This window comes from Nocardioides sp. (assembly GCF_031422975.1).
Classification (GTDB): Bacteria; Actinomycetota; Actinomycetes; order Propionibacteriales; family Nocardioidaceae; genus Nocardioides.
Genome location: NZ_JANPEO010000611.1, coordinates 1 through 10157 on the forward strand (window position 1 = coordinate 1; position 10157 = coordinate 10157).

Annotated in this window: 10 protein-coding genes; 7 read left to right on the top strand and 3 right to left on the bottom strand. The window is 70.7% G+C overall.

Annotation, left to right across the window (positions count from 1 at the left end):
• From RMO85_RS18125 to RMO85_RS18135, 3 genes are all read right to left on the bottom strand, one after another.
• Nucleotides 1-397: hypothetical protein (locus tag RMO85_RS18125; RefSeq protein WP_310530119.1), on the bottom strand; the 397-nt coding region annotated here is incomplete at its 3' end.
• Nucleotides 394-1650: a DUF58 domain-containing protein gene (locus tag RMO85_RS18130; protein ID WP_310530120.1), complete on the bottom strand. Its 1257-nt coding sequence runs from the start codon at nucleotides 1648-1650 to the stop codon at nucleotides 394-396. The genes RMO85_RS18130 and RMO85_RS18125, both read right to left, overlap by 4 nt.
• Nucleotides 1643-2620, bottom strand: a complete 978-nt coding sequence (locus RMO85_RS18135) for a MoxR family ATPase (RefSeq protein WP_310530121.1) — start codon at nucleotides 2618-2620, stop codon at nucleotides 1643-1645. Before RMO85_RS18135 ends, RMO85_RS18130 begins: the two co-directional genes overlap by 8 nt.
• A 342-nt stretch (nucleotides 2621-2962) precedes the next feature.
• Between RMO85_RS18135 and mraZ the strand changes: the two genes are divergently transcribed.
• The 7 genes from mraZ to murF all read left to right on the top strand — a co-directional run.
• A complete protein-coding gene (gene mraZ, locus RMO85_RS18140; protein ID WP_310530122.1) occupies nucleotides 2963-3391 on the top strand; it encodes a division/cell wall cluster transcriptional repressor MraZ in 429 nt (142 codons plus the stop codon).
• A gap of 224 nt (nucleotides 3392-3615) precedes the next feature.
• The gene (locus tag RMO85_RS18145) at nucleotides 3616-3777 is read left to right on the top strand and encodes a hypothetical protein (protein WP_310530123.1); all 162 of its coding nucleotides are present in this window, start codon (nucleotides 3616-3618) and stop codon (nucleotides 3775-3777) included.
• A 9-nt stretch (nucleotides 3778-3786) separates the two neighbouring features.
• The gene (gene rsmH, locus RMO85_RS18150; protein WP_310530124.1) at nucleotides 3787-4773 is read left to right on the top strand and encodes a 16S rRNA (cytosine(1402)-N(4))-methyltransferase RsmH; all 987 of its coding nucleotides are present in this window, start codon (nucleotides 3787-3789) and stop codon (nucleotides 4771-4773) included.
• Complete coding sequence (locus tag RMO85_RS18155; protein WP_310530125.1) at nucleotides 4770-5390, top strand: hypothetical protein; 621 nt, start codon at nucleotides 4770-4772, stop codon at nucleotides 5388-5390. The genes rsmH and RMO85_RS18155 overlap by 4 nt, the downstream gene beginning before the upstream one ends.
• A 70-nt stretch (nucleotides 5391-5460) precedes the next feature.
• Nucleotides 5461-7239, top strand: coding sequence for a penicillin-binding protein 2 (locus RMO85_RS18160; RefSeq protein WP_310530126.1), 1779 nt, complete (start codon nucleotides 5461-5463; stop codon nucleotides 7237-7239).
• 113 nt (nucleotides 7240-7352) lie between these two features.
• On the top strand, nucleotides 7353-8795 hold the full coding sequence (locus RMO85_RS18165) for a UDP-N-acetylmuramoyl-L-alanyl-D-glutamate--2,6-diaminopimelate ligase (protein ID WP_310530128.1): 1443 nt from the start codon (nucleotides 7353-7355) through the stop codon (nucleotides 8793-8795).
• 5 nt (nucleotides 8796-8800) lie between these two features.
• A partial coding sequence (murF, locus tag RMO85_RS18170) for a UDP-N-acetylmuramoyl-tripeptide--D-alanyl-D-alanine ligase (protein WP_397204290.1) occupies nucleotides 8801-10157 on the top strand: 1357 nt, incomplete at its 3' end.

A 10157-nucleotide genomic window follows, 5' to 3' on the forward strand; every position in this document is an offset into this window, starting at 1 on the left:
CGGTCAGCAGGATCACGGTGATCGGCGGCACCCCGGACGGGATGGGCGCAAGGTAGGCCCGAGCCGACGCGAGCGCATCCTCGAAGGCGGTGAGGAACTCGCTGATCGTCCCGGGGGTCGGCGCGACCGAGCCCGTGATGGAGCCGAGCACGCACATCGCGCCCACCACGACCTGCACGACGACCGCGACGGTGATCGGGAGACGCAGCCAGCGCGCGGCTCCACCGATGCCGGCGATCAGTGCCCCGATGAAGAACAGCGGGATGGTCACCTTGGCCGTCTCGGTGGTGAACGTGCGCCATGACAGCAGGGTGAACCACGTGGTCGCGGCCGCGACCAGGGCCAGGCCGAGGGTGTAGGCGAGCGGAGCGCGCCGGCGGCTGGACGGGGTGGTCATGACTCGACCTGCTGACGGTTGCTGAGGCGTCCGAGCTCTTGCCACACCACTTCGAGGTGGTCGCGAGGACGCAGCCTCACCGACCGCCATCCGGTGCTGGCCAGGGCTGTCGAGGTCGTCCCGGTCCCTGACGGTGCGAGGTGCGGAGCCCAGGCGTCGACGTCGAGGGCGATGGCGGCCGACGTGGCCGCGTGGTGCTGGAGCCGCTTGAGGAATCGGCCGTCGTTGTCGGTGACATCGCCGAGAACGGCGATGAGCAGGCCGCCGTGGCCGGGTTCGGCCAGCCAGGCGGTGTCGAGGTGGGGCGAGTGCTCGATCTGGACGACGGCCAGGGCCTCGAGCAGGGGAGCGGTGTTGACCGCGGCCGTCCGCGAGTGCCACGCGGTGCCGGGCTCCTCACCCGTCGCGGTGACCAGGCGTACGGCGTACCCACGCTGGCTCAGGTGGAGTGCGACCGACGCGGCAGTCGAGACAGCCGCCTCGAGCGAGGAGGCCACGCCCTGGCCGCGGTGGGAGATCAATCGGTTGTCGAGGAAGACGGTGGCCCGCGACTGCCAGGGCTGCTCCTCGCGCCGGACCATCAGCTCGCCGACCCGGGCCGAGCTGCGCCAGTGCACACGGCGCAGGTCGTCGCCGCGGCGGTATTCGCGAACGGTGACGTCCTCGGCGCTGCCGACGGCGAAGGCACGCGGCCGGTTGTCGCCCGAGCCGGTCCAGGCGCCCCCGATCGGGATCCCGGGCAGGGCGACCGTGCGCGGAGTGACGGTCAGCGGCGCCGTGGTGTGGAATGCCCGGCCGAGCTCGATCAGGCCGAACGGGTCGGTGACGCGCACCGTCATCGGCCCGATCTCGAACTGGCCGCGAACGTCGGAGCGGACCTGGTAGGTCACGTGCCGGCGCCAGCCGTGGCCGATGCCTTCGAGCACGAATCTGGGACGCGTGCCCAGGACGTAGGGCAGGTGGTCCTCGAGCAGCAGCACGCCGGTCGGGGTGCGGGCCTCGTTGGTCAGCGTGAGCTGCACTCTCGCGGCCTGACCGGCGGCGACGAGCTGGGGCGAGACGGTGCGGGTCAGGGCCAGGCGGTAGCGCGAACGCCCGATCCACAGCGCGGCCAGCAGGGGGAGAGCTGTCACCAGCACCCCGACCCGGACCAGCGGCGTCTGGCCGACGATGATCGCGCAGACGATCGTGGTCACGCCGGCAGCCAGGAACACCCGTCCGCGGACGGTCAGACCGGCGAGGGCCTCACGCACGGCCGGCTTCGGGGACCGGCACCCCGGCCACGATGCCTTCCAGGATCGCCGTCGTGGCGCGGCCGCTCATGGCCGACTCGACGCTGGGGAGCAGCCGGTGCGCCAGGACCGGTCGGGCGAGCCCGTGGACGTCGTCAGGGAGCACGTAGTCGCGGCCCGCCATCGCAGCGACCGCCTTCGCCGCGCGCACCAGGTGCAAGGTGGCGCGCGGGGAGGCGCCGAGATGGAGCTCGGTGGAGGTGCGGGTGGCCGTCGTGAGCGCGACGGCATAGCGCTGGACGGCCGTGGACACGTGCACCTGGCCGACGATCTCTGTCAGCTTGCGGATCTCGCCGGCGTCGGTCACCGCCTCGAGGTCGTCGAGCGGGTTGACGGTCGTGTGTGAGTTGAGCATGGCGATCTCGGCCGCCTCGACGGGATACCCCACCGACACACGAGCCATGAAGCGGTCGCGCTGGGCCTCGGGGAGGGCATAGGTGCCCTCCATCTCGATCGGGTTCTGGGTGGCGATCACCATGAACGGCTTGTCCAGCATGTAGGTCATGTTGTCGACCGTGACCTGCCGCTCCTCCATGCACTCGAGCAGCGCCGACTGCGTCTTCGGGGAGGCCCGGTTGATCTCGTCGCCGACCACGATGTTGGCGAAGACGCCACCGGGACGGAACTCGAACTCACGCGTGTTCTGGTTGAAGACCGAGACGCCGGTGACGTCGGACGGCAACAGGTCGGGCGTGAACTGGATGCGGCGCACCGTCGAGTCGATGCTGCGCGCGAGGGCCTTGGCCAGTTGGGTCTTGCCGACTCCGGGGACGTCCTCGATCAACAGGTGACCCTCGGCCAGCAGCACCACGATCGCTGCCGAGACCACGTCGGGCTTGCCTTCGATGACGCGCTCAATGTTGGCACGGACCTGACCGACGACGCGGGCGAGCGTCTCCAGGTCGGCATCGCCTGCGAACGACGTACTCACGTGCTGCCCACTCCCTCGTCCCGACCCGACTGCACGGGTGATGTGCCAACCGTATGACGTGCCCGCAACATACCTGCCGCCTCGTCTCCACGTTCCCCTCCATTTTCCACCACCGGAGGCGGCAGATCTCCTCCACCGGTCCTCCACCACGGCTCAGATCGCCGCCCGGGGGCCCGTTCGACGCTCACCAGGCGGCGTACGAGCCGGTCCGACAACGCGGAATAGAGGCGCAAATGGGGCGGGAAACGCCGCAAACATGATTGACGGTGGAGCGTTGTGGGGTAAGGTGGAGCGAAGTGGGGGACAGGGTCGATCTCGCACATCGAGCAGGGGAGGTGCCGAATGTTCTTCGGCACCTACACGCCCAAGCTCGATGAGAAGGGCCGCCTCTTCCTCCCCGCCAAGTTCAGGGACCAGCTGACGGAAGGACTCGTGGTGACCAGAGGGCAGGAGCGCTGCCTGACGATCTGGTCGACCCAGGACTTCCAGGGACTGACCGACCGGCTCCGTGAGGCGCCGGTGACCAACAAGGGCACTCGTGACTACGTCCGCATGCTGTTCGCCGCCGCCTCCCAGGAGGTGCCGGACAAGCAGGGCCGCATCTCGATCCCCGGATCCCTGCGTGAGTACGCCTCGCTCACCAAGGACGTGGTCGTCATCGGCTCGATGAACCGCATCGAGATCTGGGACCCGACGGCCTGGACGACCTACTCCGAGGAGCAGGAGCAGAAGTTCTCCGAGCTCAGCGACGAGGTCTTCCCCGGCATCTAGCCCGACCACCGCATCGCCCACAACAGAACAACTGACGAGGACCGCAGCACCCGGTCTCGCGTCCGCTCCCTTTCGCCAACTGACTCACCTTCCCCGGTGTCAGTCGGCACTTCCCTGGGGGAGCGGACAGGGACCAGGTCCGGCGGGCAGTCAGTGAGCAACCCAGCAGTGCCCAAGCGCAGAGCCAATCGCAAGCCAATCCAAACGTGTGTGGGGTCGAGACCATGAGCAGCACCGCAGTCACTCGCAGCCCGAGCGGCATGGCCACCCGGCCGCCGCGTGTGCGCGAGCAGGCCCGAGACGCGATGGCGGTGATGGTCTTCTCGGCCGCGACCTCGGCAGGACTCACCGTCGCGCTCTTCGTCCTCACCCACGTGGGCCAGTAGGCGCACCCAGTGAGCACCCCACGCCACGCCCCGGTCCTCCAGAGTCGGGTCGTTGCTCTTCTGGCCCCTGCCCTGGCCCATGAGGGCGCCGTCCTGGTGGACTGCACCCTCGGCCTCGGCGGCCACACGGAGGCCGTCCTCCAGCAGTGCGAGACCGCCCGCGTCATCGGCATCGACCGCGACACTGCCGCCCTACGACTGGCCGGCGAACGCCTCCGTCCCTTCGGCGACCGCTTCGTCGGCGTACACGCCGTCTATGACGAGATCGCCGAGGTCGTGGCGGACCAGGGCCTCGACCACGTCGACGCGGTCTTCTTCGACCTGGGTGTCTCCTCGATGCAGCTCGACGTCCGCGAGCGCGGTTTCGCCTACGCCGTCGACGCACCTCTCGACATGAGGATGGACGACACCAGCGGCCCTACCGCGGCGGACGTGCTCAACACCTATTCGGCGCCCGAGCTCACCCGGGTCCTCCGGGACTACGGCGAGGAGAAGTTCGCCAAGAAGATCGCCTTCGCGGTCGTGCGTCAGCGCGAGGTCGAGCCGTTCACCACGAGTGCCCGCCTGGTCGAGCTGCTCTATGCCGAGATCCCGGCTCCTGCTCGTCGAACCGGGGGACACCCGGCCAAGCGCACCTTCCAGGCGCTGCGCATGGAGGTCAACGACGAGCTGGCCGTGCTCCGCCGCGCGATGCCGGCCGCGATCGACGTGATCGGCGTGGGTGGCCGGGTCGTCGTGGAGTCCTACCACTCGCTCGAGGACCGCCTGGTCAAGCGCGCCTTCACCGCGGTCACCCGTCTGGACGTCCCCGAGGACCTGCCGTTCCTGCCCGAGGGCAGTGAGCCGTTCCTGCGGCTGGTAACCCGGGGCGCCGAGGTCGCCGACGAGCACGAGATCGAGCAGAACCCGCGCGCAGCCTCGGTGCGGCTGCGCGCCGTCGAACGAGTCCGCCCCGCCCTTCCCCAGACCCGGCACAGCCGAGGAGTCACCCGATGAGCAGTCCCGCCGTCCAGGTCCGCAGCCGCGTCCCACGCATCGCGTCCGCCGCCGTCGAGAGGGCCCGCCTCTCCGTCGTGCCCCGCGCGCGCACCCGCGCGCCGAAGGTGCCGTTCGTGACGCTGGTGAGCCTGGTGCTGATCAGCGGCGTCGTCGGCCTCCTGCTCTTCAACACCTCGATGCAGCAGGCGTCGTTCGCGGCCACCTCGCTCGAGGAGCAGGCGACCGGCCTGGCCGCCCGCGAGCAGACCCTGCAGATGGAGCTCGAGGACCTGCGCAATCCGCAGCGGGTCGCCATGCAGGCGCAGGACATGGGCATGGTGGTCCCGGCCGCACCCACCTTCCTGGGTCTCGACGGCACGGTTCGCGGAGAACTGGTGCCGGCGCTGCCGGAGGACAAGCTCAACCTGGCTCCGCCCGTGCCCATCAAGCCGAAGATCCTCGCGCCGACGCCGACCATCGTGAAGGTGATGGCCGAGGCCGCGCCCACGACCACGACCACGACCGAGACCGCGACCAAGGCCGCGACCAAGGCCAAGACCAAGGCCAAGACCACCCGAGGCACGACCGGGGGCAAGGACAAGGCCGGGCGCACGCAGGGCCGCGCCCGCCGCTGACGGCGCGGCGGCCCCGGCCGGGGCAGTCGTGCCACCTAGATTTGTCGACACCATCCCGGACGGAGTTACGTTGCCTCACCAGACGACCAACGGGACGCGCCAGCGTCTCGAGGAGGCCCGTCGCGGCGCCCCGCAGTTCCGACTCCGGTTCGGCCTCGTGGTGATCGCGATGGTGCTGTCGTTCTTCGGCGCGCGGCTCGTCCAACTGCAGGGCATCGACCCCAAGTCGTATGCCGCGATGGCGGCCGCCGAGGGTGTCGTGGAGGTGTCCCTGCCGGCCGAGCGGGGCGACATCCTCGACCGCTTCGGACTGCCGCTGGCCGACTCGATCCACGGCAAGATGGTCGTGGCCGACCCGGTGATGACCGGCGCCGACGCCCCGCAGCTCGCGACGCTGCTCTCCCAGCGCCTCCAGGTCGACTACTTCAAGACCCTGGGCCGGCTCCGCGAGGAGAGCAGTCGCTTCGAGTACATCGCCCGCCGCGTGCCGAGCACCCTGGCCGGCGACGTGCTCACGGAGCTCAGCGAAGCCGGCTTCCAGGGCATCACCCTGCGCGACGACCCGATCCGCGACTACCCGGCCGACGACGTGGCCGCCAACCTGCTCGGCTTCATGGGTACAGACGAGGCACTCGCTGGCTTCGAGCGCACGTTCGACGCGCAGCTGGCCGGGACCGACGGCACGGCGCGTTACCAGTCCGGCGGCGGCAACCGGATCCCGCTCGGGGAGAACACCGTGGTCCCGGCGAAGAACGGCGCGTCGCTGACCACCACGATCGACCTCGACCTGCAGTGGTTCACCCAGCGGGTGCTCACCCAGACGCTCCAGCAGTACAGGGCCACCAGCGGCGTGGCGATCGTGATGGACTCGCGCACCGGCGAGCTGATGGCGCTGGCCGACGCCCCGACGTTCAACGCCAACAAGCCGCTGGCGGCCGACGAGGAGGACCTCGGATCCCGAGCGATCAAGGACCCCTACGAGCCCGGCTCGGTCGAGAAGGTGCTCACGGTGTCGTCCCTGATCGACGCGGGCAAGGTCACGCCGCGCACGAAGCTGCGGATCCCGCCGTCCCTGCCGCGCCAGGACCGGGTGATCGGTGACTGGTTCGACCACGGCAACATCCGGCTCACGCTGGCGGGAGTGATCGCCAAGTCGTCCAACATCGGCACCGTCCTCGCCGCCGACGCCTTCAGCCCGGTCGACCTCGTCGGCTACCTCCAGAAGTTCGGCCTCGGCCAGCGCACCGACATCGGCATGCGCGGCGAGAGCCCCGGCATCCTCACCCCTGGCGACGTGATGACGTCCCAGACGAAGGACCGAGTCGCCTTCGGCCAGTCCGTCTCGGTCAACGCGGTCCAGATGGCCGCGGCCGTCAACACCATCGCCAACGGCGGCGTACGCGTCTCGCCGAGCCTCATCAAGGGTTCCGCCACTGCTGAGGACGGCACCGTGGTCGGCACCGACGTGTCGACCACGTCGCGAGTCGTCAGCGAGAGGGCCGCGAGGCAGACGACCAAGATGATGGAGCTCGTCGTCGACGACGAGGTCGGCGTCGCCCCCGGTGCCCAGGTCCCCGGCTACCTCGTCGCCGGCAAGACCGGCACCGCCCAGCGCGTCGCCCCGGCGTGCGGTTGCTACGACGGCTCCACCACGGTGTCCTTCGGCGGTTTCGCGCCGGCCGACGACCCGCGCTTCACCGTCTACGTCGTGATCCACGCCCCGCAGGTCGACGGCGGCGGCGGCTCGATCACCGGCCCCGCCTTCTCCCGGATCATGGGCTACGCACTGAGCCGCTACCGCGTCGCGCCGACCGGCGCGAAGCCCTCGCGACTTCCTGTCGAGTGGTGACGGGGCAGCGATACCCTCCGCTGGTGCCGAGTGATCGCGAAATGTCTGTGGGAACCATCCAGGGGCGACCCGTGGCGCCGACCGCGACGCCGCTGCGCGACCTCGCGACGTGGCTGGAGACGCTGACGCCGGTGCGCGTCCGAGGCGATCTGGGGCCCGACGTCACCGGCATCTCGCTGAGCACCCAGCGCATCCAGCCCGGCGACCTGTACGCCGCACTGCCGGGCGCCCGCGCGCACGGAGCCGAGTTCGCCGCGACCGCGCTGACGGCCGGGGCCGTCGGCGTACTCACCGATCCGGCGGGCGCTGAGCTGCTGCCGCCCGGCGCCGCCGCGCTCGTCGTCGACCAGCCCCGGCGCGTGCTCGGGCGGGTGGCGGCCCGGATCTACGGCGAGCCGGCCACCGCGATGCGGATGATCGGCGTCACCGGCACCCAGGGCAAGACGACCACGACCCGACTGCTGGCGGACGGCCTGGAGGCGGTCGGCATCATCGGCGCCGTCATCGGCACCGTCGGCACCCGCGTCGCCGGCACGGACATCAAGACCGCCTTGACGACCCCCGAAGCCCCCGACCTCCACGGGCTCTTCGCGCTGATGCGCGAGCGTGGCGTGGAGGCCTGCGCGATGGAGGTCTCCTCGCACGCGCTCGTGCTCGGGCGGGTCGACGGCGTCGTCTTCGACGTCGCAACCTTCCTCAATCTCGGCCGCGACCACCTCGACTTCCACACCGATGTCGACGACTACTTCATGGCGAAGGCATCGCTGTTCACCCCCGAGCGCGCGCGGCAGGGCCTGACCAACATCGACGACGAGTTCGGCCGCCGGCTGCTCGAGGGCGCCACGATCCCCATGCAGACCTTCGCCACGCAAGGCCCCGCCGACTGGCAGGCGATCGACATCGAGCTCGCCGGCAACGGCACGTCCTTCACCGTCCTGGGTCCGCGCGGACTGCGGGTCCTTGCCCGGGTGCCCGTGCCGGGAGCGTTCAACGTGTCCAACGCGTTGGCGGCCATCGCGTCCGCTGCCCTCGTCGGCCTCGACGCCGAGCTCGTCGCCTCCGGGATCGGCCGGGGCGCCGGGGTCCCGGGCCGGCTCGAACAGGTCGACGCCGGTCAGGACTTCGTGCTGGTGGTGGACTACGCGCACAAGCCGGACGCCGTGGAGGCCGTGATCAGCACCCTTCGTCCACTGACCGACGGCCAGGTCATCGTCGTGCTCGGCGCCGGCGGTGACCGGGATCCCGGCAAGCGGTCGATCATGGGGGCGATCGCCGCTCGGCTCGCCGACGTGCTGATCGTGACCGACGACAACCCGCGCACCGAGGACCCGGCCGAGATCCGGGCGGCCATGCTCGCCGGCACCGGTGGTGGTCGGGCCGAGGTCGTCGAGATCGGCGACCGGCGCACCGCGATCTTCGAGGCCGTACGCCGCGCGGCACCCGGTGACGTCGTGCTGATCGCCGGCAAGGGGCACGAGACGGGGCAGGAGATCCGCGGCGAGATCCACCCCTTCGACGATCGGGTCGTCGCGCGTGAAGCCGTGGCCGCCCGATGATCGCGATGACGCTGGCCGAGATCGCCGAGGTGGTCGGGGGGATCGCCCACGGTGAGGCAGACGTCACGGGCGGCGCCTTCATCGACACGCGCACCCCCGAGCCCGGCGGCCTCTTCGTCGCCGTCTTGGGGGAGCACGTCGACGGCCACGACTTCGCCGAGCAGGCGATGGCCGCGGGCGCAGTGGCGGTGCTGGGAAGTCGGCCGACGAGCGCGCCGACCGTCGTGGTCGACGACGTGGTCTCCGCGTTGGCCGGCCTGGCGCGACACGTGCACGACGCGCTGAGTGACCTCACGACCTACGCTCTCACCGGTTCGCAGGGCAAGACCGGCACCAAGGACTACCTCGCCTCCATCCTGGAGGGCGACGGGCCGACGATCGCCACCCGAGGCAACTTCAACAACGAGATCGGCGTGCCGCTCACCGTGCTGCGCGCCGGTGAGGACACCAAGCACCTCGTCGTGGAGATGGGCGCGCGCGGCGCCGGCCACATCGCCCTCCTCTGCCGGATCGCTCCGCCGGACATCGCCGCCGTCGTCAACGTGGGGACCGCGCACATCGGTGAGTTCGGCAGCCGGGAGGCGATCGCGGAGGCCAAGGGCGAGATCATCGAGTCGCTCACCCCCGAGGGCACCGCCGTGCTCAACGCGGCCGATCCGCTGGTCGCGGCGATGGCGCGGCGCACCAGCGCAGCGGTCGTGACCTTCGGCAGCGGCGGCACCCTGCACGCCAGCGAGGTCTCCACCGACGAGCTCGGCCGGCCCTCCTTCGACCTGCAGTGGCGCGGGAGCGGGGCGACCGCGCATCTCGCGCAGCTGGGACTTCACCAGATCGAGAACGCGCTGGCGGCGGCGGCGATGGCGCTGGCCGGCGGCATCGACCTCGACGCCGTCGCCGACGGGCTGACCGACGCCCGCCCGCCGTCGCGGTGGCGGATGGAGCTGCACGACCGCGCGGACGGCACCGTGGTCATCAACGACGCCTACAACGCCAACCCCGAGTCGATGACCGCAGCCCTGGCCGTCCTGCAGGGCATCCGCGAGCGCGCCGGGCGTCGCACGATCGCCGTGCTCGGGGAGATGCTCGAGCTCGGAGACGGCGGCGTGAGCGCTCATCGACAGGTCGGCGTCGCCGCTGCTGCGGCCGAGGTCGACGTACTCCTCACCGTCGGCGACGCGGCCGCGCTCATGGCTGCGGCTGCGAGGCAGGAGGGTAGGTGGCACGGTGAGGCGATTGTCACGGCGGGGCATGCCGAGGCAGTGGCGTGGTTGCGAGAGAATGTGTCGGCTGGCGATGTCGTCCTGGTGAAGGCATCTCGGGGTGCGGCGCTGGAGAACGTCGCGGACGCCCTCCTCGACCAAC

Excerpts from the sequence above, each read along its gene's own strand:
- mraZ (WP_310530122.1), top strand. The coding sequence starts at position 2,963 with ATGTTCTTCGGCACCTACACGCCCAAGCTCGATGAGAAGGGCCGCCTC.
- RMO85_RS18145 (WP_310530123.1), top strand. The coding sequence starts at position 3,616 with ATGAGCAGCACCGCAGTCACTCGCAGCCCGAGCGGCATGGCCACCCGG.
- RMO85_RS18155 (WP_310530125.1), top strand. The coding sequence starts at position 4,770 with ATGAGCAGTCCCGCCGTCCAGGTCCGCAGCCGCGTCCCACGCATCGCG.